Source organism: Rhodanobacter sp. C06 (assembly GCF_002001105.1).
In the GTDB taxonomy this organism is placed as follows: domain Bacteria; phylum Pseudomonadota; class Gammaproteobacteria; order Xanthomonadales; family Rhodanobacteraceae; genus Rhodanobacter_A.
On sequence record NZ_MUNP01000043.1, the window covers coordinates 1 to 24,042 of the forward strand.

Below are 24,042 nucleotides of genomic sequence, written 5' to 3' on the forward strand. Positions count from 1 at the left end.
TGCATCGCCCTGCTTTTGCTCTCGCTGTTGCTTCTGGCGCGCACGATGCGCACCGGCTCTTGTGGGGCCCCTCGGCGGGGGTGAGGCGTGGACGACAAGGCCGCGCAGCGGGCGAGGCCATGGATGGGCTCGCCTTTTCGCGCGGGCAGGAGCCCGCTCGAAAAGCCCGGCCCCGCCTCACGGACTTGCCGGGCAGGAGCCCGGCAAGCGCCAACCGGGGTGTCGTTTCCTCTTGGTTACTTCTCCTTGACTCCGGGCATCCATGCCCTCCGCCCTTCGGGCCGGCTTCGCCGTTCGCACGTGCTCCTGCACGCGCGTGGACAAGCAAAGGAGAAGTAACTCGGGCCGCGGCAGCGGCACGAAACCGCCTTGAAACTTGCGGGAGCGTAGAAGCCCCCCTCACCCCAACCCTCTCCACCAACGGACAAGCTGTTGGGGGAGAGGGAGGCATCTCGCCTGCGGTGAAGGGGAGAGCGGCAAACCACCACCACGGGCGCGCAAACCGCGCCGCCGGCTTCACCCTGCTCGAAGTGCTGGGCGCGCTGGCCCTGCTGGCGCTGCTGCTGGTGGGCGTGTACGGCGGCGTGCGCAGCGCGATCCACGGCGTGCGTTCGGGCAGCGCGGCGATCGCGCGGGTCGACCAGATCGGTTCGGCCCAGCGCTTCCTGCGCGGCGAGCTGGCGCAGGCACTGGCGCAGCCGATCGCGCACACCGACAACGGCCGGCCGATCTACTTCGCGGGCAGCGCGCATGAGATGCGCTACGTGGCGCCGCTGCCGGGTTACCTCGGCAAGCTGGGTCCGCAGTTGCAGGTGCTGAAGCTGGTCGATGACGGCAAGGGCGGCCAGCGGTTGGAACTGCAACTGGCCCTGCTGCCGCCGGACGGCCAGCCGCCGAAGCCGCTGGGCGAACCGCAGGTGCTGCTCGACCACATCAAGGATGGCGGCTTCAGTTATCGCGGCCGCGATGCGCAGAACCGTGAGCTGCCATGGGGCGCGGACTGGGCCGACGGCAGCCGGCTGCCGCAGCTGGTGCGCATCCGGCTGCAGCCGCATGGCGGTTACGGCTGGCCTGAGCTGGACGTGCCGCTGCGGGTCGATCCCGCGGCCGCGGTGGGCCGGGTCGGCCTGCTGCCCGGCAGCATGCTGTCGCCCGGAGGCGTGCGATGAAGCGCGCGCGGCAACGCGGCGTGGCCCTGCTGCTGGTGCTGTGGGCCTGCACCTTGCTGGCGATCCTGCTCGGCGGCTATGCGGTGCTGGCGCGCACCGCCGCGCTGCAGACGCGCTACCAGTTCGCGCAGACGCGTGCCCATTACGCCGCCGAGGCGGGTCTGATGCGCGCGATCTACAGCCTGCAGGACCCGGACGCGAAGCGGCGCTGGGCCGGCGACGGTCGCGTCTATCCGTTCCAGTTCGACGGCGCCGGGGTGCAGGTGACGATGACCGACGAGGGCGGCAAGGTCGACCTCAACGCTGCCTCGCCCGAGGTGTTGCAGGCGCTGTTCCGCGCCGCGGGACTGGACGCGGCGGCGGCCGGCAAGCTCGCCGCCAACGTGGTGGACTGGCGCAGTTTCGTCACCGTGCCGGGGCAGGCCGATCGCGCCCGCGCCGCCTACGTCGCGGCGGGGCGGGACTATGGCCCGCGCCACGGTCCGTTCGCCAGCCTGGAGGAACTGCAGCAGGTGCTGGGCATGACGCCGACGCTGTACCGGAAACTGGAACCGGCCATCACGATCTGGTCCGGGCGTTCCACGCCGGACCCGAACACCGCGCCGCCGCTGGCGCTGGCCGCGATTCCCGGGCTCGATCCGCAGCAGCTGCAGGCGGTGCAAGCCGCACGGCAGCGTAACGCGGGTGCCGGCGGGCCACCCATCGGCAATGGAATCACGCATAGTATCCGCTCGCAGGCCGAGCTGGCCGACGGGACGCGCGCGGTGATCCGCGCCACGGTCCGCCTCCAGCCCGGGGGGATGGGCGCGCAGCCGTACACGGTGCTGCGCTGGCAGGAGGGTGACGGGGAATGAGTGCAGCAACGCCATCGTCGAGGGCGCTGCAGGATCGCCTGCGCCAAGGCTGGCGCACCTCGCCGCTGCCGGGCTTCTTCGCCTGGTGGGGGGGCGAGTTGGGCGCGCTGTTGCCGCCGCGCTGGCGCGCCGCGCTGGCCGACGGCGCCGGCTGGCACCTGCTGCAACAGGTCGACGGCGACTGGCGGCTGCGCCGCGCCGGCCACGCCGAGCCGCTGGCGCGCTGGAGCGACGAGCTCGATCCGGTCGCGCAGCAGGCCGCGCTCGCCGGCGCCTGGCAGGGCACGGACCCCGAGGATCGCCGGCTGGCCCTGCTGCTGCCCGCCCACGCGGTGCTGCGCCGCGTGCTGCAGCTGCCCGTGGCCGCGCGCGGCAAGCTGCACCAAGTGGCGGGCTACGAGATGGATCGGCAGACCCCGTTCGGCGCCGCCCAGGTGTATTACGCCGTGCGCGAGCTGGCGCGACCGGTCGTGGCCGGCCGCTGCGCGGTGGAACTGCTGGTGGTGCGACGCGACACGCTGGATCCGCTGCTGGCCCGGTTGCGCACGCTCGGCATCACGGTCGACGCGGTGGACCTGGCGCAGGATGCCGGCCGGCTCGGCGTCGACCTGTTGCCGCCGGACCAGGCATCCCACCGCACGCGGCCGCGGCGACGCCTGAACCTGTTGCTCGCGGCGGCCTGCGTGCTGTTGCTGCTGCTGGCGATGGGCAGCTGGCTGCACAACCGCGAGAATGCGCTGACGCAGATGCAGGCACAGGTGGAGGCGATGCGCGGCGAGGCGCAGCAGGTGGCCGGCCTGCGCAAGCAACTGCAGGACGATGCCGGCGCGGCCGGCTTCCTGGCGCAGCGCAAGGCACAGCGCGCCACCGTGCTCGGCGTGCTGCTCGATCTCACCAGGCGGCTGCCGACCAGCGCGTGGCTGGAGCGCTTCAGCCTCGACGACAACGGCCAGATCGGCTTCCAGGGTCAGAGCCCGCAGGCGGCGAAGCTGCTTGACCTGCTCAAGGGCTCGCCGCTGATCGACAACGCGAACTTCCAGGGCAGCATCCAGTCCGATCCGTCCACCGGCAAGGAACGCTTCTACATGGTGGCGCAGCTGCACAAGCAGGCGCCGGAGCATGCCGCTGCCGCCCAGCCGGCCAGCGGCGGGAGCGCGCCATGAAGGCGCTGAAGCTCAGCCCGCGCGACAGCCGCATCGCGGCGCTCGGCCTGCTGCTGCTGGCGCTGCTGCTGGCCTACTTCCTGCTGCTGCACTGGTGGTTCGTGGCGCCGCTGCGCGACATCGCCGCGCAGATGGACGACTTGCGCGACACCCAGAGCCGCTACGCCGCGGCGATCGCCGAGCAGCCGCAGCTGCGCCAGCGCATCGCCGCGCTGGGCGCGGGGCAGGCCGCCAGCAGCGCGTTCCTGCCCGAGGACGATCCGAACACCGCCGCCGCCGACCTGATGCAGCGCGTGGTGGACGCGGTGGGCGCGCACACCGAGGGCGGCAGCTGCACGGTGACGCAGAAGATGCCGGTGCCCAACCCGCAGGTGACCTCGGGCGAGCCGTACCGCAAGGCGGCGGTGAGCATCAACCTCAGTTGCGACATCGAGCCGCTGGTGAGCGTGCTGCAGGCGCTGGAGCAGGGTACGCCCTACCTGTTCGTGGACAACCTCAACGTCTATCGCAACCCGGTGGCGGCGCGGCAGGGCAACGGACCGTCGCTGGAAGTGCAGTTCACCCTGTCCGGCTACGTGCGCCCCGGTGGCGCCACGCCCGCGGCAGCAGCCTCGGCGCCCGCGCCCGATGACGCCGCGGACGAAGCGGGAGCGACGCCATGAACGCCGCCAGCCAACGCCGGCTGACCCCGGTCCTGGTGATCCTCGCGCTGCTGCTGGGCGCGCTGTGGCTGGCGTTGCTGGCCGGCTTCGGCCGCGGCGTGCATTGGGACGCACCGCGCGCCGCCGCGCTGCCGCCCGCGTCCGGCAAGCATGCCGGCCTGCCGACGCCGCTGCCGCTGGCGGAGTTCGCACCGGTGTGGCAGCAGTCGCTGTTCAGCCCCGACCGCAAGCCCGAGGCGCACGCCGCCAGCGGCGGCAGCAGCCTGGGCGACCTGGTGCTGACCGGCATCATCCTCACCCCGCAGCTGCACATGGCGCTGCTGCACGACAAGAACGGCAACAAGGAGCTGCGCCTGCGCGAAGGGCAGTCGCTGCCCGACGGCAGCCTGAGCCTGGTCGAGGTGAAGCCGCGTTCGGTGATCCTCGATTCCGCGCAGGGCCGCACCGAACTGAAGCTGCCCGCCGGTGCGCCGATCGACGCCGCGAAGGCAGTGCCCCCGACGGCTGCATCCGCGATGGCCGCGGACCCGATGGGTGCACCACGGGGCGATGCCGGGACCCCCGGCGGCGGCGCCATGCAACAGGTGGTGCCGATGGGCCAAGGCGCTTCGCGCCAGCAGCCTCCGCCATATACCCCGCAGCAACTCGACCGCCTGCGCAAACTCAAGGCCGCGATCCTGCAGCGCCGCGCCGCCAGCCAGGCCGCGAACCACGAAGGAGCTCACTGATCCATGTCCCGCCAGCACACCCTCGCGCGTTCGCGGCCGCTTGCCCGCCTTCGATCCGGCCTGCCGCGCGTCGTCGCGCTGACGGCGCTGACCCTCCTCGCCGGTTGCGCCAGCCTGCCGCCACAGCCCGACGACGCCTCGTTGCAGCGCGAGGCGATGGCCGGCACCCATGCACCGGTGCCGGCGCCGCTGCCGCTCAACAACGGCCAGACCACCACCACGAATGCCGCGGTGCTGCCGCAGATCAGCCGCGGCAGCGGCCAGTTCGTGCGGCCGACCGCGTTGGCCACGCCGCGGCCGGCGGTGTCCGGGGCGAACGGCGTCACCTTCAACTTCGAGAACCAGCCGGTGCAGGCGGTGGTGAAGGCGATCCTCGGCGACCTGCTCAAGAAGAACTACACCATCGTGCCCGGCGTGCAGGGCAACATCTCGTTCTCCACCGCCGAGCCGGTGGACGCCAGCCAGGCGCTGCCGATCCTGGAGACGCTGCTGTCGTGGACGAACAACGCGCTGGTCGAGCGCAACGGCAGCTACGTGGTGCTGCCGGCCAAGGAGGCGGTGGGTGGCAACCTGGTGCCCAGCCTCCGCGCGACGGCACCCGCCGGCGGCCTGCAGGCGCGGCTGTTCCCGCTGCACTACATCGCCGCCAGCGAGATGCAGAAGCTGATCAAGCCGTTCGCGCGGCCGGATGCGGTGCTGCTGGTCGATCCGGCGCGCAACGTGATCGTGATGTCCGGCACCCCGGAGGAGCTGGCCAACTACCAGCGCACCGTGCAGACCTTCGACGTGGACTGGCTGCGCGGCATGTCGGTGGGCGTGTTCAACCTTCAGCACGCCGACGTCGACCAGCTGATGCCCAAGCTGGACGAGATGTTCGGCCCCAAGGGCGACACCCCGCTGGCCGGCATGCTGCGCTTCATCCCGATCAAGCGCACCAACGCGCTGGTGGTGATCAGCACGCAGCCGAACTACGTGGACGAGGTGGGCAACTGGATCGCGCGCATCGACCAGGGCGGCGGCAACCAGCCGCAGCTCTACGTCTACGACGTGCGCAACATCAAGGCCTCCGACCTCGCCAAGTACCTGGCGCAGATCTACGCCAGCGGCGGTGGCGGTGGTGGTTCCGGCGGTGAAGTCGGGCCCGGCCTCAGCTCCGGCACGCTGGGCAGCGCCGAGAACGCGCGCGGTTCGGCCAGCGGCATGGGCAGCACGGCCGGCAGCTTCGGCAGCACCAACACCACGGGTGGCGGCTTGGGCGGCCTCGGTGGTGGCAACGGCGTCGGCGGCATCGGCAACAACGGCTACGGCAACAACGGCGGCAACGGCACGGGTGGCCTGCAGGGCGGCGCGTCGTCATCCACCAGCTTCGGCAACACCAACGCGGCCAGCCAGGACCAGCAGTACGTCTCGCAGGACGGCAGTATCCGTATCGGCTCGGTGGACGCGAACAACCAGCTGCTGGTACGCGCCCGGCCCTCGCAATGGGCCGAGATCGAGGCGGCGATCAAGCGGCTGGACACCATCCCGCTGCAGGTGCAGATCGAGACGCGCATCCTCGAGGTGAACCTCACCGGCCAGTTCCAGTTCGGCGTGCAGTGGTACCTGCAAGGCCTCTCCGGCAGCACCGGCAGCACGGCCGATGGCAGCTTCAAGCCCGGCCAGCCCGGCAACCCCCGCCAGATCGCGCTGGGTGGTGGCGGCAACGCCTACGGCGGCGAACCGCTTTTCTACTCCTTCCTCAACAGCAAGATGCAGGTGGCGGTGCGCGCGATGGAGGACAGCGGCAACACCAAGACGCTGTCCGCGCCCTCGCTGGTGGTGATGAACAACCAGCCCGCCAGCATCCAGGTGGGCAACCAGGTGCCGGTGAACCAGAGCTACATCACGCCGGGCCTCGGCACAGGCGGCAGCACGATCGGCACGCTGGGCCAGGTGCAGTACCTCAACACCGGCGTGATCCTCAGGGTGGTGCCGCGGGTGAACCCGGGCGGCCTGGTCTACCTCGACGTCAGCCAGGAAGTGAGCAACCCCACCACCCAGGACAAGAACGGCAACTACACCATCTCCGACCGCAGCATGCAGACCCAGGTGGCGGTGCAGAGCGGCCAGACCGTGCTGCTCGGCGGCCTGATCCAGCAGAACGAGAGCACCGACGACAACGGTATTCCCGGCCTCAACCGCATCCCCTTCTTCGGCCGCCTGTTCGGCACCACCAACCGCAAGCGCGACCGCACCGAGCTGATCGTGCTGATCACCCCGCAGGTGATCCGCAACAGCGATGAGGCGCGCCAGATCACCGACGACTACCAGCACGGGTTCGAATCGCTGAAGCCGTTGCAGGCGGAGCGGGCGGCAGCGCCTGCAGTAGCGCCGGCGGGCGGAGCGCAGACGGCGCCGTTGAAGCATTGAGGAGGAGGGCATCATGGAGATGACCATGGATCGGATTCGTCGCGCACCCCTGCTTTGCGCCATCATGTTGTCGGTTGCGGCATGCGCATCCGTGCCGCGCGGCCCGGCCGTATTTGGCGGTGAGTACTTCTACAACTTCGAATACGCCGTACTTACTCCTGATGGCAGCAAGGCCAGATGGTGCGTCCACGGAGACATGTCGAAGGCGGAATTGGCCGCCACGGATACTTCCCAACCGTGGGGCACATCGCATGTTGTCGTCGAAGGGACGCTGGGGCCGACCGGACACTATGGCAACCTTGGATCCTGCGAGCGAGTCCTCACTGTTACCAAGATCCTCAACGTGAGCGACATGAAAGGGCGCGAATAGAGCGTGCAGTACGATGGCTGCTCTCATTGAGTGCCATCGCGGCCGGTAAAATCGCCGTGAATGACTACCTCCGCTTCCAGCTTCCCGATCACCCCGCTGCTCCCCGACATCCGCGCGTCGCTGGAAGCGACGCCGCGGCTGGTGCTGGAGGCGCCGCCGGGTGCGGGCAAGACCACCCAGGTGCCGCTGGCCCTGCTCGATGCGCCGTGGCTGGATGGCCGGAAGATCGTGATGCTGGAGCCGCGGCGCATCGCCGCGCGCGTCGCCGCGCAATTCATGGCACGGCAGCTGGGCGAGGACGTTGGGCAGACGGTGGGCTACCGTATCCGCTTCGAGTCGAAAGTGAGTGCGGCCACACGCATCGAGGTGGTCACCGAAGGCATCCTCACCCGACTGATCCAGAATGATCCGGAACTGACCGGCATCGGCGCGATCCTGTTCGACGAATTCCACGAACGCCATCTCGCCGGCGATCTTGGCGCCGCGCTGGCGTTGGACGTGCAGGCCACGCTGCGGCCCGAGCTTCGTCTGGTGGTGATGTCCGCCACGCTGGACGGCGAGCGCATCGCGCGCTGGCTGGATGCGCCGCGCATCACCAGTCCCGGCCGCAGTTTTTCGGTGCGCATCGAGCACCCGCCGGCGCGCGCGCAGGAGAGCGTCGAGCACCACCTTGTTCGCGTGGTGAAACAGGCGCTGGCTGAGAACGACGGCGACGTACTGGCCTTCCTGCCTGGCCGGCGCGAGATCGCGCGGGCGCAGGCGGTGCTGGAAGAAGCCATTGCGCGCGACGCGGTGCTTTCGCTCCCATCCCCCGCGAGCGAGGCCGAATCCGTGGGTCGGGATTCATCCCGACCGGTTTCGCGTGTCGGGCTGAAGCCCGACCCACGTCGGCCGGGTGGGCGAGTGGGAGGCCCGCGCATCGAGATCGTGCCACTGCACGGCGAGCTGTCGCTGGCCGAGCAGCAGTTCGCCTTGTCGCCAGCCGAACCCGGTACACGTCGCATCGTGCTGGCGACCAACGTGGCCGAATCCAGCGTCACCTTGCCGGGCATCCGCGCGGTGATTGACGCCGGTCTCGCGCGCGAGCCGCGCTTCGATCCGAACTCCGGCTTCACCCGGCTGGAGACGGTGGCGATCTCGCAGGCCTCGGCCGACCAGCGCGCGGGCCGTGCGGGACGCGTGGCGGAAGGCACGGCGTACCGGCTGTGGCCGCAGAGCAAGCGCCTCGATCCCGCGCGCTCGGCGGAGATCGCGCAGGCGGAGCTGTCCGGCCTCGCGCTGGAACTGGCGGCCTGGGGCATCACGGCGAGCAGCCGCGACACGTTGCCGTGGCTGGATGCGCCGCCGTCCGGCGCGCTGGCGCAGGCACGCGAGCTGCTGGCGAAGCTCGGCGCACTCGATACGGACGGCCGTATTGCCGCGCTGGGCCGGCGCATGCTGGAACTGGGTGCCACGCCGCGGCTCGCTGCCGCGGCGCTGCGCACGCCGGAAAACTTGCGGCCGCTGGTGGCCGACTTGCTGGCGTTGATGGAGGCGCGCTCGCCGTTGCGCGGCGAGCAAGGACGCAGCGACGACTTCCGCATGCGCGTCGCCGCGCTGCATGCCTGGCGCGACCGCCGAAGCCACGGCGCCGACGCCGGCGCGCTGGCCGCGATCGAACAGGCCGCGAAAGGCTGGCGGCGCCGGCTGGACGTGCGCAGCAGCGCCAGCGGCACGCCCGACAGCCACGCGGTGGGCGACTTGCTGCTGCACGCCTTCCCCGACCGCATCGCGCGCCGCGACGAGGTGAACCCGCTGCGCTACACGCTGGCGAACGGTCGAGGCGCACGCCTGCACGAGCAGACCGCGCTGCTGGGCGAGCCGTGGCTGGTGGCGCTGGACCTGCGCCACGAGGCGCGTGACAGCCTGATCCTCGCCGCCGCGCCGTTCGACCCGCGCGTGCTGGAACGCGACTACCCGCAGCGTTTCGTGCGCGAGCGCGTGCTGCGCTGGAACGAGTCGCGCGACGCGGTGGAGGCCTTCGAGGAACGTCGCTACGCCGCCATCGTGCTGGAACGCCGCAGCGTGCCGGTGCAGCCGGAAGATGCGCTGCCCGCGCTGCTCGCCGCGATCCGCAGCAAGGGGTTGGATGCCTTGCCGTGGAGCGAGTCCGCGCGTCGCCTGCGCCTCCGCGTGCAGGCCTTGCGCGCCTGGATGCCCGAGCTTGGGCTGCCCGATGTTTCCGACGCGCAACTGCTCGCCACGCTGGACGACTGGCTGGCGCCGTATCTCTCCGGCAAGCGCCGACTCGATGCGCTGGGCGCGGAGGAATTGTCGCAGGCGCTGTCGTCCCTGCTTGATCATGCGCAGCGGCAGGCACTGGATGCGCAGGCGCCGGATGCGCTGACCGTGCCCAGCGGGCAGACGCGAAAACTCGAATATGCGCCCGACGCGCCGCCGGTGCTCGCGGTGAAGCTGCAGGAACTGTTCGGCCTCGCGGACACCCCGCGCGTGGGCGGCGGCCGCGTGCCGGTGACCTTGCATCTGCTGTCGCCCGCGGGCCGACCGATCCAGGTCACGCAAGATCTGAAGGGCTTCTGGGAGCGCACCTATCCCGAAGTGAAGAAGGAATTGAAGGGGCGTTACCCGCGCCACCCGTGGCCCGACGATCCGTGGAGCGCCGCGCCCACGCACCGCGCGAAGCCGCGCGGCACGTGATGCCCCTCTCGCGTGGCGCTAGTCCAGCCGATATTCCAGCGTCGCCACCACGCGCACGGTCTTGTTGATCTGCTTGTCCGCCTGCAGCATCGGCGCCTTGTCGCGCGGCAGGATCTCGAACACGCCCTGGCTGGCGCGCTGGATGCCGCCCAGCCGGCTGCCCGAGTCGCGCGCGAACTGCTCCGCCGCGTCGCGCGCGTTCTTCGTGGCCGCGGCGATCATCGCGGGCTTCAGCGCGTTGATGCCGTCGAACAGGTAGGTGGGGCCACCGCTGTTGCCCGGGTTCTCGCCGCCCAGCACCACGCCCGCGTCGACCAGCGCGCTGCTGGCCTGGTAGGCGGCGGCCACCTTGTCCACGTCGGCGCTGCGCACCATCACCGTGCGCACGATGATGTAGCGGCTGGGGTACTTGCCTTCGCCCCAGGTCTGCGCGGCGCGGTCGGTGACTTCGAGGTCGCGGAACGCGATGGACTCCGGCCCCAGTCCCCGCCTGGTGAGAAACGCGGTGACCGCGGCGTCGTCCTGCTGGATCGCCGCCTGCACGGCGGCGAGCTGGTCGCCCGCGCGCACGAAGCGCAGCTGCCACAGCGCGAGGTCGGCCTTCACGTCGCGTTCGGCCAGCCCCTTCACGGTGACGATGCGCGCGTTGCGCCCGGCCTCGAAGCCGTGGCCGGTGAACCAACCGCCCAGCGCGAGGCCGATGGCGAGCAACAGGCTGCTGGCGATCCACTTCATGGCGCGTCTCCGGCGTGGGCAATGCGCCGAGTCTGCCACGCCGCCGCGCGCTACACCTCGGCCTTGAACGTGCGGCCCAGCGCGGGCCCCACGCCGTAGTAATGGCGGAACACGTAGAACAGCGGCCGGTAGCGGCGTGGATCGATGTGCGAAGTGCCGGGCACCACGATGTCGGCGTGCGCATGCACCTGGCACACCTCCAGCTCCAGCGTGACGTAGCCGCCGGCATCGCCGCGCCAGGCTTCCAGCGGGCGTTCGATCGCGTCGAGCACGCGCGCCTCCAGTTGCAGCGGCGCCTCGGCGATGCGCGGTGCGCTCACCCGCAGCGAAGGCAGCGCGCGCCAGCCGGCCAGCGTGAACTTGTCCGGCTCGTGGCGATAGCCGCGCTTCCACGCCGGTACCGGATCGCAGCCACTGGTGGGCGCCAGCCGTTCCACCGCCTCGCGCATCGATTCACTCGCGAGGTTGAGTACGCATTCGCGCTCGCGCAGCAGGTTCGCCAGGCCCTGGCCGCCGCCGGTCAGGCCGATCGTCACGCGGTCGGCCAGCGCCCAGGCCGAGGACATCGGCGTGATGTTGGCCGAGCCGTCGGGATTGCGCGTGGTGATCAGCACGACGGGCGTGCCGAAGTAGAGGATGGAGGGGCGGATCTGCAACGTGTCGGGGGCGTGGTACATGTCCATGCCGGCAGTGTCGCGGCGTCGCCCCGCCGATGTTTCGCTGCACGTCGAAACGAGCGCGCAGGGCGAGCACTACACTGCGCGTATGAGCCGCAGCGGACTTCCCAATCACTACCAACTGGCCGAGTTCGGCGCCCTGCTGGCGGAACCTGCGCGCGCGGCGATGCTGCTGGTGCTGCTGGACGGCAGCGCGCGTCCCGCCGGCGAGCTGGCGCGTGTGGCCGGTGTGGGCGCGGCCACCGCCAGCGCGCACTTGAAGCGCCTGCTCGACGGCGGCCTGCTCGCGGTACAGGTGCAGGGCCGGCATCGCTATTACCGCCTCGCCGATGACGAGGTGGCGGCGTGGCTGGAGGCGATGGCGCTGCCGCGCGCGCCCAAGGCGCCGCGTCCGCCGGGCAGCGATCCCGCCTTGTGCCGCGCGCGCACCTGTTATCGCCATCTTGCCGGCGAGCTGGGTGTGGCGATGTGCAGCGCGTGGCTGGAGCGTGGCTGGCTGCAATCGGCCGGCGACGGTATGCGCCTGCAGGCGCCAGCGGTCGAGGCGCTGGTGGGCGCAGGCTGGCAGGCGGAGCCGGCCGGACACCTGCTGCGCCTGCGCGGCCGCGGCTGCATCGACTGGACCGAGCGCCGCCTGCACGTGGGCGGCCCGCTGGGCGTGGCGCTCACCGACGCGATGCTGGAGGCCGGCTGGCTGCGCCGCGCCAGCCGCAGCCGGGCCCTGCTGCCCAGCGACGATGGCCTGCGCCGCTTCGCGCAGCTGGGCGTGCGGCTGGATTGAGAGCCTTTTCAATATCTCCACGTGGCCCGCGTTGCCTTGCCGTAGCCGTCAGGTGGTGGCGTGCGGCGCAGCGCCTGCCTGGCTGGCAGGTCAAGCCACGCGCTGCCGCATGGCGGCTACGGCAAGGCAACCCGCAGGGCCGGGTCTGTTTGCCCGCATGCCTGCGTCATCACTCGGTCATGGACGGACGTCCACTCCCTCCTTTTTCCTTGGCCTGCGTGCAAACAGCTCCCGGCGCGGGCCACGCGGAGACATTGAACAGGCTCTAAGCAACGCTGTCGACACGGATTTCATTGGCTGCGCGGTTTGATGGGGCTTCCCATACTTGGAGACCTGCCCATGAAATCGCATGGTGTATTCGTCGCGTTGGCGCTGCTCGCGGCGCCGATGCTGGTCCATGCTTCGTGTGATGCGGTGAAGGCGAGCATCGACGCGAAGCTCAAGGCCAAGGGGCTGGAAGGCTACACGCTGACGGTGGTGGCGCACGACGAACCGGCCGGGGACGGCAAGGTGGTCGGCCAGTGCGAGGGCGACAAGCAGATCGTCTACAAGAAAGGTTCGGGCGCCGCCGGTGAGGCGGAAGGCGGCACGACGCCGCCCGCCAAGACGGACACGAAGCCCGCCGCGAGCAAGGATTCGTCGGGCATGCCGCGCAAGAGCGACGAGCCGCAACCGGCCGTGCCCTCGTCCAGCGGGGGGTGAGCGTCAGGGTTTCGGGGCCGGCGGCGAACGCTCGAAGCTGCCGGCATCGCCGGGGAACACTACCGGGCTCTCGTAGCCGTCGGCGGAAACCGCGGACACGCCGAAGAACCAGTCGTCGATCACCACGTCCTTGAGCACGGCGTGGGCTACGTCGCCCACCGCGCGTGCGTGCTGCCATTGCGGCGCGGTGGTGTCGCGCCAATGCACGCGGTAGCCGGCGGCGCCCGGCACCTTGCGCCAATCCAGCGTGGTGTCGGTGGCCAGCGCGCCGTGGATTTCCACGCCGTCGGGCGGTGCGGGCGCGCGGCTCAGCGCGGCCATGGTGATCGCGTTGAGCGCGGTCACCCGCGCCAGGTAGCGGAAGTCGATGCCGTCGATGGTGTCGCCGTAACGCACCCCACTCTCCGTGCGCAGGTCCTGGTGCTGATGCGTGTAGTCCTCGTGTGCCTCGGTGACGCGCACCGCGGGATAGCCGGCTTCGAGGAACGGCACCTGGTCGCCGCCGCGGCCGTAGCGGTCGGTGCGGTAAACCATGCGCACGCGGAAATCGGGCAGGTAGCGGTCGGCCAAGCTGGCCATGGTGCGCGCGAGGTTGCGCGAGGGCGAGTCCACCTCGCCGCCGTGGTAGCGCCGGTACGCCGCCTGCGCGGGCGTCTCATTGGTTTTCGTGCCTTCGGAGAACACCCGCACCACGGTGTTGTCGATCACGCCGTTCTGGCCGCGGCTGTTGCCCACGATGTCGTTGTTGAGCTCGGCCTCCACCTGCCAGCCGTGTGCGACGGCGTAGTCGGCCAGCACCTTGCCGCCGTACAGGCCCTGCTCCTCGCCGGACAGTGCGGCGAACACCAGGGTGGCGCGGTTGTCCTGTTTCGACAGCAGCCGCGCCGCCTCGATCAGCGCGGCCACACCGGAGGCGTCGTCGTTGGCGCCGGGCGCATCGCTGCGGGCGTTCATCACGTCGCTCACGCGCGAATCCAGGTGCCCGGTGATCACGATCACGCGCTGCGGATCGGTGCTGCCGCGCTTGATCGCTACCACGTCCATCACCTCGGTGGGCTGCGGGATGCGCTTGCCGGTGAACGTCTGCGCGGGCGTGACCACTTCCAGGCAGCCGCCGCAGTCGCGCGAGATCGCCGCGAAGCGCGCCTGCACCCAGCGCCGCGCGGCGCCGATGCCGCGCGTGGCGGATTTCGTGTCGGACAGCGTGTGGCGGGTGCCGAAGCCCACCAGGGCGGTGATGGTGGCGCGCAACTCGGTTTCGCTGGGCGCCGTGCCCAGTGCCAGCAATCCGGGATGCTCCCGCGGCACGGCGGGCAACTCGGCGGCATGGGCGGACAAGCTGGCGCACAGGGCGATCCAGCACCACGCGGACAGGATTCGACGCATCGCGACAGCTCCCCGGCAACGATTCGGTTCGGCGGGCCCGCGGCCAGTGTGTTGCAGCAAGCCTGCCCCCGGAATACCCGGTACGACCAATTGATCGATTCGATCACGGCCACGGTATCGCAACTTCATGCCCGGCGCTTCCCTCGCGCTTTTGCGAAATGGCAGCGGTGTCACTCCGATTGGAACGAGATAATCGAAAATAATTGCCGATTTGTATTTGCCACAACTACGGACTTCGGCTTCGACAATTCGTTTCTTGTTGCGTGGATGCCTGCGTTCCGTCGGCGCGGCGATTACCCGTAAGCCGCATGGAATGGGCGTTCTTGTGGCTACGGTGCCGTGACCATTGCGTCGATAAATCGAATGTAATTGCGTTTTCGCTGCGCTTTTTTATGCGATGAAACCCAACATGAAGCTTGCGTAAATGATTAGTGTGCTGTCGGTACGCATTTGCGCTTTTTGGTATTGACGAGTGCAAATTCGATTGCTTAGTTTCGAATGATTCGCCATGGGGAGCATCGGCGAATGGTTCCGGATGACATCTGCGGGGGCGGGTGTCGTCGAGCGAAGCCCCAAGGCCGACCGCGAGAGGGAATCTCTCAGGGGGACGGTGGCCGTAGCGGGCGCTCGGGAATCGTCTGGCAAGCAGAAAAACGGCGTCGCACGCGGGTGCGACATGTCATTGCCACGGGGTCACGCGACCGCGTCAGGTCCGTTCGTCCCGAAATTGGGGAGTCATCCATGCATCACGTTCGCTTGAAAGCACTGGCCGCCGCCATCGCCATGGCCGCGGCCTCTTCGGTGTGCGCCGGCACGGCCCACACCACCAGCAGCGCACTGTTCACCACCGTGCGACACGCCACCACCCTGCACACGGGCGACCGCGTCGTCGGTCCGCTGGAAGTCGCGCAATCGATGCACGTCGCGGTATCGCTGAAGTTGCGCAACAAGGCGCAGCTGGATGCGTTCATCGCCAACCCGCACCATCCCAACCTCACGTCCGCGCAGTTCAACGCGCTGTACGCGCCGACCCAGGCGCAGGCGCAGCAGGTGGCCGACTTCCTGAAGCAGTCCGGCTTCGGCAACGTCACCATCGAGCCGAACCGCCAGCTGGTGACCGCCAGCGGTCGCGCCGACACGGCCGCTTCCGCGTTCCGCACCTCGCTGGTGCGCGTGCACACGCATGACGGGCGCAATGCCTACGCCACCGCCAGCGACGTGAAGATCCCGGTTGCGTTGCAGGGCATCGTGAACGAGGTGCTGGGCCTGCAGACCGTGCACACCTTCCACGTGCTGAGTCCGGTGCACACCAACGCGACCGGCTCGGCCGGCGCGCACAACCCGGCCGATTTCGCCGTGATCTACAACGCGGGCAGCACGGCGACCGGCGCCACGATCCCGGTGGGCATCATCGCCGAAGGCAGCATGACGAACGTGCAGAGCGACTTCAGCTCGTTCCTCAGCCAGAACCCGAGTCTCGGCAGCATCCCGATGAACGTGGTGACGGTGGACGGCGGCAGCAGCGACACCAGCGGCGACGGCGAGTGGGACCTGGACAGCCAGGACATCGCCGGCATCTCCGGCGGCGTGAAGTCGCTCACCCTGTACACCACCTCCAGCCTGAACACGCAGCCGCTGGTGGATGACTTCAACAAGGCGGTCACCGACAACACGGTGCGCATCATCAACGTCTCGATCGGCGGTTGCGAAACCGGCATGGAGACGAGCGGCGCGGCCACGGGCGACAACATCTTCGAGCAGGCCGACGCGCAGGGCCAGACCTTCTCGATCTCCTCCGGCGACAGCGGCGCGGACGAGTGCGGCACCGGCGGCATCGTGCCGAGCTGGCCGGCCGATTCGCAGTACGTGGTGGCGGTGGGCGGCACCGAGCTGTACACCTCGGGCACCACCTGGACCAACGAGACGGTGTGGAACAACCTGAGCTCCAGCGAAGGCGCGACCGGCGGCAGCCCCAGCACCTTCGAGGCGCAACCGAGCTGGCAGAAGAACGTGGGCCAGAACGCCGGCAGTTCCTATCGTGGCCTGCCCGACGTGGCCTTCGACGCCAGCCCGGTCAGCGGCGCGAACGTGATCGTGGACGGCGCCAGCCAGCAGATCGGCGGCACCAGCCTCGCTTCGCCGCTGTTCGTGGGCGTGTGGGCGCGCGTGCTGGCGGCCAAGCCTTCGCTGGGCTTCGCCGCACCGCTGATCTACGCGGATGCCGCGTCGCATTATTCGACCGACTTCCATGACGTCACCTCGGGCAACAACAGCGGCGAAACCGCCGCCGTGGGCTGGGACTACACCACCGGCTTCGGCTCGATCAACATCGCGAACTTCGTGGCGAACGTGGCCGGCAGCAGCACTGTGACGGTGCCCACCGCCAGCAACGGCGCGGTGAGCACCAACCAGAACACCGCGGTGTCCGGCACGCTGTCGGCCTCGGCCGGCGGCGCCAGCATGACGTTCGCGGTGGTGGCCCAGCCCACCCACGGCACGGTGACGATCACCAATGCCTCCACCGGCGCGTTCACCTACACGCCGGCCAGCGGCTACACGGGCAGCGACTCGTTCACCTTCGATGCCAAGGACAGCGCGGGCACCTCGAACGTGGCCACCGAGAGCGTCACCGTGAATGCGGCAGGCGGCGGCACGCCGGTCGCCAACTTCACCGACACGACGAGTGGCCTGACGGCGAGCTTCACCAACACCTCGACCGACACCGGCGGCACGATCAGCAGCTACGCCTGGACGTTCGGCGACGGCGGCACCTCCACCAGCGCCAGCCCGAGCCACACCTACACCGCGGCGGGAACCTACACCGTCTCGCTGAAGGTGACCGACAACACCGGCGCGACCAACACCAAGAGCGGCTCGGTGACGGTCACTGCCCCCAGCGGCGGCACGTTCAGCAACAACACCAGGAAGGCGATCAACGACAACGCCACCATCACCAGCAGCATCAAGGTGACCGGCGAGCCGGGTGCGGCGCCGTCGACGCTGCAGGTGCATGTCAACATCACGCACAACTGGTCGGGCGATCTGGAGATCGACCTGGTTGCGCCTAACGGTGCCTACGCGGTGCTGCAGTCGCCGGACTACAACGACGACGGCAACATCAACACCACCTACACCGTGGATGCCTCCTCGGTGCAGGGCAACGGCACCTGGAAGCTGCGCGTGATCGACAACGATCCGTACTACAGCGGCGACTACGGCACGCTCAACAGCTGGAGCATGACGTTCTGATGCATGGCGGCGCGCAGCGATGCGCGCCGCTTTTTTCCCGGGCTGAAGGCCCGCCGGACCTGCGGCTCAGGGAACTCCGAACAGCAGTTGTCGTACCCGCGAAAGCGGGCGCGATGCCCGGACATTTGTCCATTCCGTCCTTGAAAAAAACCGAATGCATGTGCGGGGGCACATGTTTGCGAACACCTGTTTCCTGATTGGGGAGATCACATGAAAAGCATCGTGTTGAAGACACTCGCGGCATCCGTTCTGCTGGGCCTGATGGCCGGACCGGCGTTCGCCCAGGCCGACGGGGCCACGAACCCGCAGGGCAATCCCTACTCGCCCGCCCACGGGCACAGCTACCGCCGCGGCGTGATTCCCACGCGGGCAGTGCACGAGAAGATGAAGCACTACAAGGACACGCACACGCCCGCCGTGATGACGGCGGCGACCGGCGCCAACACGCTCAGCTACGCCGGCGGCATCGACGGCGTCGGCGTGATGGACGGCCACGTGAAGGTGTACATCGTGTACTACGGCAACCAGTGGGGCTCGCAGAGCACGAACGCGAATGGCGACGATGTGTTCTCCGGCGACTCCTACGGCGCGGCGGCCCAGGCCGAGGAGATGTTCAAGGGTATCGGCACCGGCGGCGAACTGTGGTCGGCCGACCTGACCCAGTGGTGCGACGGCCCGAATGTCGCAAGCGGCGCCACCAGCTGTCCGTCGAATGCGAGCTTCGTGCCGTACCAGAGTGGCGGCGTGTACGCCGGCTCGTGGTACGACAACTCCGCGGCGGCACCCAGCGCGCCGACCGCGACTGACCTCGCGAACGAGGCGATCGCGGCGGCAGCGCACTTCGGCAATACCGCGGCCGGCTCGAACCGCTACACCTACTACATCATCATGTCGCCGCATGGCACCGACCCGGACAATTATCAGGATCCGAACCAGGGCTACTGCGCGTGGCACAACTACACCACCTCGTCCTACGGCGACATCGCCTACAGCAACCAGCCGTACAACATGGATCAGGGCTCGGGCTGCGGAGTGGATTTCGTCAATGCGAGCCCGGGCGGCGACCTGGACGGCTGGACGATGACGCTGGGCCACGAGTGGCACGAGATGATGTCGGATACCTATCCGGCGGGTGGCTGGACGAACCAGGTCAGCGGTTCGGCCGACAACGGCATGGAGAACTCCGACGAGTGCGCGTGGATCGCGGCGGGCCAGCCGGGCGGCGCGGCGAACGTGAGCATGAGCACCGGCACCTTCACCGAGCAGGCCAGCTGGTCGAATGACACCAACGCCTGCGCGATCTCGCATCCGATCGTGGGCGGCGGCAGTGGTGGTGGCAGCACGCCGGTGGCGAATTTCACCGACACGGTGAACGGCCTCACGGTGAACTTCACTGACAGCTCCACCGACACGGGCGGCACGATCAGCTCCTACTCGTGGAATTTCGGTGACGGCAGTGCGGCGGCGACCACGGCCAACCCCAGCTACACCTATGCGGCGGCCGGCACCTACAACGTCACCGAGACGGTGACCGACAGCACCGGTGCGAGCAACAGCAAGTCCGCGTCGGTGACCGTGACCGCTGCGGGCGGTGGTGGCGGCACCTTCAGCAGCACCGACACGCCGGTGACGATAGCCGACAACGCCACGATCCAGGACGGCATCGCGGTGGGCGGCCAGTCGGGCAACGCGCCGGCCACGTTGAAGGTGAGCGTGAACATCGCGCACAACTGGTCGGGTGATCTGGAACTCGACCTGATCGCGCCGGACGGCACCTCGTACACGCTGCAATCGCCGGACTACAACAACGACGGCAACATCAACACCACTTACACGGTGAATGCCTCGGCGGATCAGGCGAACGGCACCTGGCAGCTGCAAGTGATCGACAACGATCCGTACTACAGCGGCGATGCGGGCACGCTCAACAGCTGGAGCCTGCAATTCTGACCAAGGATGCGGTGCGCAGGGAGGCGCGCCGCCGATATTCAAACCAGGCCCGGCCGGTGACGGCCGGGTTTTTCTCCGTACTCGTCCCGCATGCGACCATGCACGGATGACGACGAACAACACACCGCGCTTGGCGATCATCGGCGGCGGCCCCGCCGGCCTGATGGCGGCCGAGACCGCCTGCGCGGCCGGCATCCGGGTCGACCTGTACGACGCCATGGGCTCGGTGGGCAGGAAATTCCTGCTGGCCGGCAAGGGCGGCCTCAACCTCACCCACGGCGAGCCGTTCGCACGCTTCGTCGAGCGCTACGGCGAACGCCGCGACGAGATCGCGCACTGGCTGCGCGCGTTCGATGCCGAGGCGTTGCGCGCCTGGGCTCGCGGGCTGGGCGTGGAGACTTTTGTCGGCAGCTCGGGCCGGGTGTTCCCCGCCGACATGAAGGCGGCGCCGCTGCTGCGCCGCTGGCTGCACCGGCTGCGCGCCGACGGCGTGGCCTTCCACATGCACCATCGCTGGCTGGGCTGGCAGGACGACGGCGAGTTGCGCTTCGCCACGCCGGACGGCGAGCGCCTCGTTGCGGCCGACGCCGTGGTGTTGGCGCTGGGTGGCGCCAGCTGGCCGAAGCTCGGTTCCGATGGCGCGTGGCTGGCGCCGCTGCGTGCCGCCGGCGTGGACGTCGCGCCGCTGCAGAGCGCGAACTGCGGTTTCGAGATCGCGTGGAGCGAACACCTGCGCACGCGTTTCGCCGGCGTGCCGCTCAAGGCAGTGACGGCGCACTGGACCGATCGCCGCGGCGCCGCGCAGGTGCGGCAGGGCGAATGCGTGCTCAGCGAGTACGGCATCGAGGGCAGCCTGGTCTATGCGATCGGCGCGGAGTTGCGCGAGCACATCGCGACGCACGGCGAGGCGCTTCTGCGGCTCGATCTGGCCCCGGGCCTGCCGCAAGGAGCGCTGGCCGAGCGGCTCGCCGCCCCGCGCGGCAAGCACAGCCTGGGCGACTGGCTGCGTCGCCGCGCGCATCTCGATGCCGCCAAGTGCGCGCTGGTGTTCGAAGGCGCGGACAAGGCTGCGCTCGCCGATCCGGTCGCGCTCGCGGCGCGGATCAAGGCGCTGCCACTGCTGCTGCGCGCGCCGCGCCCGCTGGCCGAGGCGATCAGCACGGCCGGCGGCGTGCGGCTGGAGGCGCTCGACGAGCAGCTGATGCTGCATGCGCGGCCGGGCACGTTCTGTGCCGGCGAGATGCTGGACTGGGAGGCGCCCACCGGCGGCTACCTGCTTAGCGCCTGCTTCGCGAGCGGCTTGCTCGCCGGGCGTGGCGTGGCGCATTGGCTGCAGCGCCAGGCTGGCATTTGAGCTTGCTTGAGTCGAGTCGCTCCCGCGCGCTCTCCCCTTTGCATCGGGGGAGGGTCGAGGTGAGACGCGGGGCGCGATGGATTTTCCTGCTTGCCGTGGGGGCTTTGGCCAAGCCGTCTTGTCGCTCGCGATCAGGAATCAGCGCTGGATCAAACGCCCCAGCCGCAGCTCCAGCCACCGGCTGACATCCCCCCATTCGCGGTCGAGGATGGAATAGCACACGGTGTCGCGCAGGCTGCCATCGGGCCGGCGCCGGTCGGCGCGCAGCACGCCATCACGATGGGCGCCGAGGCGCTCGATCGCGCGCTGCGAATCGAGATTGCGGTGGTCGGTGTGCAGCAGCACCGCCACGCAGCCCAGCGTGTCGAACGCATGCGCCAGCAGCAGGCGCTTGCAGGCGGTGTTGAGGTGGCTCTGCTGCCAGCGCTTCGCGTACCAGGTGTAGCCGATCGCCAGCCGCGGCAGTTCGGGCGTGATGTCGTAGTAGCGGGTGCTGCCCACGATCTCGCCGCTGCCCGGTTCGCGCACCGCGAACGGCAACATCGTGCCGTCGCGCTGGCCTTCCAGCGCCTTCTCCACGTAGGCCGCGACCTGGCCGGGGGCGGGTACGCTGGTGAACCACAGCTTCCACAGTTCGCCATCGGCGGCGGCGGCCTCCAGCGCGGGAACGTGATCGAAGCTCAGCGGTTCCAGCGCGACATGCGCGTCGCGCAGCAGGACAGGGTCGGTGAAAGGCATCGGCGGGCGCGTCAGGCGTCGAGGTCGGGGATCAGCTTGCTTTCCAGCCGCGCGATGTGATCCTTCAGCAGCAGCTTGCGTTTCTTCAGGCGGGTGAGCTGCAACTCGTCGCGGCCGATCGCGCTGGCCAACTGGTTGATCGCGCTGTCGAGGTCGCGATGCTCCAGCCGCAATTCGGCGAGCAGTTGGGCGGTTTCGGCGTGATCCTGTACCTGCATGGCGGTGTACGGCGCTGCGGACGGTGCCCCGTAGTGTAGCGCCGCCGGAAGCGGGTGGAGCAGGGCAGGTACAATGGGTGTCCCGTCGCCCGCAAGTTCGCCATGTCCGCGCTGCTCGAAACCGTTGCCACGCCTGCCGCCGAGGTCGAGCGCCTCGCCACCCGGCTGCGCCACCAGGTCGGCAAGGCGATCACGGATTTCCGCATGATCGAGGACGGCGACAAGGTGATGGTGTGCCTGTCCGGCGGCAAGGATTCCTACACCTTGCTGGACATCCTGCTGCAGCTGCAGGCGAAGGCGCCGGTGCGTTTCGGGCTGATCGCGGTGAACCTGGATCAGAAGCAGCCGGGCTTTCCCGAGCACGTGCTGCCGGAGTACCTGGAATCGCGCGGCGTGCCGTTCCACATCATCGAGCAGGACACCTACAGCACGGTCACCCGGGTGATCCCCGCGGGCAAGACGATGTGCAGCCTGTGCTCGCGCTTGCGCCGCGGCGCGCTGTACACCTGGGCGGCGGCGAACGGCATCACGAAGATCGCGCTGGGCCACCATCGTGACGACATCCTCGCCACCTTCTTCCTCAACCTGTTCCACCAGGCCAGCCTGAAGGCGATGCCGCCCAAGCTGCGCTCGGACGACGGTCGCCACGTGGTGATCCGCCCGCTGGCCTATTGCCGCGAGAGCGAGATCGCCGAATACGCGGCGCTGCGGGAGTTCCCGATCATCCCCTGCAACCTGTGCGGCTCGCAGGAGAACCTCCAGCGCAAGCAGGTGCGGCGCATGCTCGACGAGTGGGAACGCGAGTATCCCGGCCGCAGCGAGACGATGTTCCGCGCGCTGGGCAACGTGGCGCCGTCGCAGCTGGCCGACCGCAGGCTGTTCGATTTCGAGGGGCTGGGCGCGGGCGAACGGGCGGCCGGCGACGAAATCTGAGATCATCGGGTGTCCGTCCGATTGGACGTCCATACTTCCATACGAAGAAAAGCGAGAAATCACGTGTCCATCTTTGCTTCCGTTGAAATGGCCCCGGGCGATCCCATCCTCGGCCTCACCGAAACCTACCTCGCCGATCCGCGCAAGGAGAAGGTGAACCTGGGCGTGGGCATCTACGTGGACGAGCAGGGCAAGGTGCCGGTGCTGGACGCGGTGCGCCAGGTGGAACAGGCGTTGGCGCGCGACAACCTGCCGCGCAGCTATCTGCCGATCGACGGGCTGCCCGCGTACAACCGCGCCACGCAGAAGCTGCTGTTCGGCGAAGGCGCGCCCATCCTCGACGCGGGCCGCGTGGCCACCGCGCAGACCATCGGCGGCAGTGGCGCTCTGCGCGTGGGTGCGGACCTCCTGAAGCAGGTGCTGGGCGCGAACGCGAAGCTGGCGATCAGCAACCCCAGCTGGGGCAACCACCATGTGGTGTTCCGCACCGCCGGCTTCCAGCTGATCGACTACCGCTATTACGACGACGCCAGCCACGGCCTCGACTTCGCCGGCATGCTGGCGGACCTGGGCAAGCTGGAGCCCGGCACCGTGGTGCTGCTGCATGCCTGCTGCCACAACCCCACCGGTGTGGACCTGGACGCCGCGCAGTGGGCGCAGGTGGTGGCGCTCTTGAAGGATCGCGGCCTGCTGCCCTTCGTCGACATGGCCTACCAGGGCTTCGACAAGAACGCCACCGCGGACGCCACCGCGGTGCGCCTGCTGGCCGATTCGGGCATCCCCGCCTTCGTGGTGGCGAATTCCTACTCCAAGTCGTTCTCGCTGTACGGGGAGCGCGTGGGCGCACTCAGCTTCGTGGGCGCCGACCGCGACGAGGCCGCGCGACTGCTGTCGCGCATCAAGACCACCGTGCGTGCCAATTACTCCAGCCCGGCCACGCACGGTGGCAAGCTGGTGGCGGGCGTGCTGGATAGCGCCGAACTGCACGCGCTGTGGGAGCAGGAACTGGGCGCGATGCGCAGCCGCATCCACACGATGCGCGCGGCCTTCGTGGACAAGCTCGCCGCGCTGGGCGCGCCGGACTTCGGCTTCATCAACAAGCAGGCCGGCATGTTCTCCTACTCGGGCCTGAGCAAGGCGCAAGTGGATCGCCTGCGCGAGGAGTTCGCGATCTACGCGCTCGGGAGCGGCCGCATTTGCGTGGCCGCGCTCAACACCGGCAATATCGACTACGTGACCAAGGCCGTCGCGGCCGTGTGCCGTTGAT

General features: G+C 69.2%; 20 protein-coding genes. 15 read left to right on the forward strand and 5 right to left on the reverse strand.

The window, feature by feature from the left end; genetic code table 11:
• Window positions 1-461: 461 nt before the first annotated feature.
• Genes B0E52_RS07530 through hrpB form a run of 8 tightly spaced genes read left to right on the forward strand, consistent with a single transcriptional unit; the run spans window position 462 to window position 10,052 of the window.
• Window positions 462-1,169, forward strand: coding sequence for a prepilin-type N-terminal cleavage/methylation domain-containing protein (locus B0E52_RS07530; protein ID WP_254426737.1), 708 nt, complete (start codon window positions 462-464; stop codon window positions 1,167-1,169).
• Complete coding sequence (locus B0E52_RS07535) at window positions 1,166-2,023, forward strand: type II secretion system protein GspK (RefSeq protein WP_077483182.1); 858 nt, start codon at window positions 1,166-1,168, stop codon at window positions 2,021-2,023. The genes B0E52_RS07530 and B0E52_RS07535 overlap by 4 nt, the downstream gene beginning before the upstream one ends.
• Window positions 2,020-3,186, forward strand: coding sequence for a PilN domain-containing protein (locus B0E52_RS07540; RefSeq protein WP_077483184.1), 1,167 nt, complete (start codon window positions 2,020-2,022; stop codon window positions 3,184-3,186). Before B0E52_RS07535 ends, B0E52_RS07540 begins: the two co-directional genes overlap by 4 nt.
• Window positions 3,183-3,848, forward strand: a complete 666-nt coding sequence (gene gspM, locus B0E52_RS07545) for a type II secretion system protein GspM (protein WP_077483186.1) — start codon at window positions 3,183-3,185, stop codon at window positions 3,846-3,848. Before B0E52_RS07540 ends, gspM begins: the two co-directional genes overlap by 4 nt.
• A complete protein-coding gene (locus B0E52_RS07550; protein WP_077483188.1) occupies window positions 3,845-4,576 on the forward strand; it encodes a general secretion pathway protein GspN in 732 nt (243 codons plus the stop codon). The genes gspM and B0E52_RS07550 overlap by 4 nt, the downstream gene beginning before the upstream one ends.
• A gap of 3 nt (window positions 4,577-4,579) precedes the next feature.
• Window positions 4,580-6,985 carry a type II secretion system secretin GspD gene (gene gspD, locus B0E52_RS07555; protein ID WP_077483189.1) on the forward strand — a complete coding sequence of 802 codons (2,406 nt, stop codon included), beginning with the start codon at window positions 4,580-4,582 and terminating at the stop codon, window positions 6,983-6,985.
• 13 nt (window positions 6,986-6,998) lie between these two features.
• Window positions 6,999-7,355 (forward strand): hypothetical protein, encoded by a 357-nt coding sequence (locus B0E52_RS07560; RefSeq protein WP_077483191.1) that lies wholly within the window; start codon window positions 6,999-7,001, stop codon window positions 7,353-7,355.
• A 60-nt stretch (window positions 7,356-7,415) separates the two neighbouring features.
• The gene (gene hrpB, locus B0E52_RS07565; RefSeq protein WP_077483192.1) at window positions 7,416-10,052 is read left to right on the forward strand and encodes an ATP-dependent helicase HrpB; all 2,637 of its coding nucleotides are present in this window, start codon (window positions 7,416-7,418) and stop codon (window positions 10,050-10,052) included.
• 18 nt (window positions 10,053-10,070) lie between these two features.
• Here hrpB and B0E52_RS07570 read toward each other — a convergent pair whose 3' ends face one another.
• Both B0E52_RS07570 and B0E52_RS07575 read right to left on the reverse strand, forming a co-directional pair.
• The gene (locus B0E52_RS07570) at window positions 10,071-10,787 is read right to left on the reverse strand and encodes an SIMPL domain-containing protein (RefSeq protein ID WP_077483194.1); all 717 of its coding nucleotides are present in this window, start codon (window positions 10,785-10,787) and stop codon (window positions 10,071-10,073) included.
• A 50-nt stretch (window positions 10,788-10,837) separates the two neighbouring features.
• The gene (locus tag B0E52_RS07575; protein WP_343124495.1) at window positions 10,838-11,464 is read right to left on the reverse strand and encodes a flavin reductase family protein; all 627 of its coding nucleotides are present in this window, start codon (window positions 11,462-11,464) and stop codon (window positions 10,838-10,840) included.
• Here B0E52_RS07575 and B0E52_RS07580 point away from each other — a divergent pair.
• A complete protein-coding gene (locus B0E52_RS07580; protein ID WP_254426738.1) occupies window positions 11,463-12,245 on the forward strand; it encodes a helix-turn-helix transcriptional regulator in 783 nt (260 codons plus the stop codon). The genes B0E52_RS07575 and B0E52_RS07580 overlap by 2 nt on opposite strands.
• Before the next feature lie 339 nt (window positions 12,246-12,584).
• Window positions 12,585-12,947 (forward strand): DUF1161 domain-containing protein, encoded by a 363-nt coding sequence (locus B0E52_RS07585; RefSeq protein WP_077483198.1) that lies wholly within the window; start codon window positions 12,585-12,587, stop codon window positions 12,945-12,947.
• A 3-nt stretch (window positions 12,948-12,950) separates the two neighbouring features.
• On the opposite strand, the gene B0E52_RS07590 is transcribed toward B0E52_RS07585, so the two are convergent.
• A complete protein-coding gene (locus B0E52_RS07590) occupies window positions 12,951-14,333 on the reverse strand; it encodes a M20/M25/M40 family metallo-hydrolase (RefSeq protein WP_077483200.1) in 1,383 nt (460 codons plus the stop codon).
• Window positions 14,334-15,074: 741 nt separating this feature from the next.
• Between B0E52_RS07590 and B0E52_RS07595 the strand changes: the two genes are divergently transcribed.
• From B0E52_RS07595 to B0E52_RS07605, 3 genes are all read left to right on the forward strand, one after another.
• Window positions 15,075-17,582, forward strand: a complete 2,508-nt coding sequence (locus tag B0E52_RS07595; protein WP_077483201.1) for a protease pro-enzyme activation domain-containing protein — start codon at window positions 15,075-15,077, stop codon at window positions 17,580-17,582.
• Window positions 17,583-17,792: 210 nt separating this feature from the next.
• On the forward strand, window positions 17,793-19,532 hold the full coding sequence (locus B0E52_RS07600; RefSeq protein WP_168174157.1) for a proprotein convertase P-domain-containing protein: 1,740 nt from the start codon (window positions 17,793-17,795) through the stop codon (window positions 19,530-19,532).
• Between the two features lie 106 nt (window positions 19,533-19,638).
• Window positions 19,639-20,886 carry a TIGR03862 family flavoprotein gene (locus B0E52_RS07605; protein ID WP_077483203.1) on the forward strand — a complete coding sequence of 416 codons (1,248 nt, stop codon included), beginning with the start codon at window positions 19,639-19,641 and terminating at the stop codon, window positions 20,884-20,886.
• A gap of 138 nt (window positions 20,887-21,024) precedes the next feature.
• Here B0E52_RS07605 and B0E52_RS07610 read toward each other — a convergent pair whose 3' ends face one another.
• Both B0E52_RS07610 and B0E52_RS07615 read right to left on the reverse strand, forming a co-directional pair.
• Window positions 21,025-21,624, reverse strand: coding sequence for a GNAT family protein (locus B0E52_RS07610; RefSeq protein ID WP_077483205.1), 600 nt, complete (start codon window positions 21,622-21,624; stop codon window positions 21,025-21,027).
• A gap of 11 nt (window positions 21,625-21,635) precedes the next feature.
• Window positions 21,636-21,842 carry a DUF465 domain-containing protein gene (locus tag B0E52_RS07615; protein ID WP_077483207.1) on the reverse strand — a complete coding sequence of 69 codons (207 nt, stop codon included), beginning with the start codon at window positions 21,840-21,842 and terminating at the stop codon, window positions 21,636-21,638.
• 102 nt (window positions 21,843-21,944) lie between these two features.
• Here B0E52_RS07615 and ttcA point away from each other — a divergent pair, with 102 nt between their 5' ends.
• Window positions 21,945-22,775, forward strand: a complete 831-nt coding sequence (ttcA, locus tag B0E52_RS07620) for a tRNA 2-thiocytidine(32) synthetase TtcA (protein WP_077483208.1) — start codon at window positions 21,945-21,947, stop codon at window positions 22,773-22,775.
• A gap of 63 nt (window positions 22,776-22,838) precedes the next feature.
• Complete coding sequence (locus B0E52_RS07625) at window positions 22,839-24,041, forward strand: amino acid aminotransferase (RefSeq protein WP_077483210.1); 1,203 nt, start codon at window positions 22,839-22,841, stop codon at window positions 24,039-24,041.
• Window position 24,042 lies beyond the last annotated feature (1 nt).